The organism is Methylopila musalis, assembly GCF_042679725.1.
Taxonomy (GTDB): domain Bacteria; phylum Pseudomonadota; class Alphaproteobacteria; order Rhizobiales; family Methylopilaceae; genus Methylopila; species Methylopila musalis.
Genome location: NZ_JBHTMX010000412.1, coordinates 1 through 750, shown reverse-complemented (window position 1 = coordinate 750; position 750 = coordinate 1). Strand labels below are relative to the sequence as shown.

Annotated in this window: 1 pseudogene; it reads right to left on the bottom strand. The window is 76.7% G+C overall.

Features of this window, described 5'->3' with window-relative positions:
* Positions 1–750 (bottom strand): annotated as a pseudogene (locus ACFQ4O_RS18020) (peptidoglycan-binding protein); the annotation flags it as partial.

Genomic DNA, 750 nt, shown 5'->3' with positions numbered 1-750 from the left:
GGCGCAGCCGGCGCGACGAACGGCGCGGACGCTTGCGGCGCATAGGCGAAGCGGGCCTCGGCGCGGGCCTCCACGCCGCCGTCGCCGCGGAGCTGGTCGGCGCGCACCACATAGTCGCCGGCCGCAAGCCCCTTCTCGACCCGGAGCGACCACGCGCCGTCCGCCCCGATCACCGCGCGGGCGACCGGAGCGTTGTTCAGGTAAAGCCTGAGCTGCGCGCCCGAAGGCCCCTCGCCTTGCGCGAAAAACCGTCCGCCTTCCGCTTCGACCACGCCGATGCCGAGCCGCTTGTCGGCGCGGGCGCCGTCTGTCGCGGCGGCGGGCGCCTGCGCCACGGCGGCCGGCGGCCGGGGCGTGGCGACGGGCGCGGGCTCCGGCTTCTGCAGCACCTTGGAGGGCGCGTCCGGATCGTTCAGCACCACCAGCACGTCCTTCGACGGCGGCTGCGGCACCACCACCGTGAGCGTCTGGCGCGCGATCGTCTCGACGCCGTTGGCGTCACGGACGCGCAGGCCGATCTGGTGGTCGCCCGGCGCCAAGGGCTTCGGCGTCATGGCCCAGTGGCCGCCGGCGTCCGCCTTCGCCTCGTCATGGGCGCGGCCGTTGGCGAGCAGCGCCACGGCGCAGTCCGGCGCGCAGCGCCCCGCCACCACCAGATCGCCCGAGGGCTCCACCCGCACCACGTCGAACGCGGCTTCGGCCGCCGCCTTCGGCTGCGGCGCGGCGCCGGGGGTCGTGGGCGACGGAGCG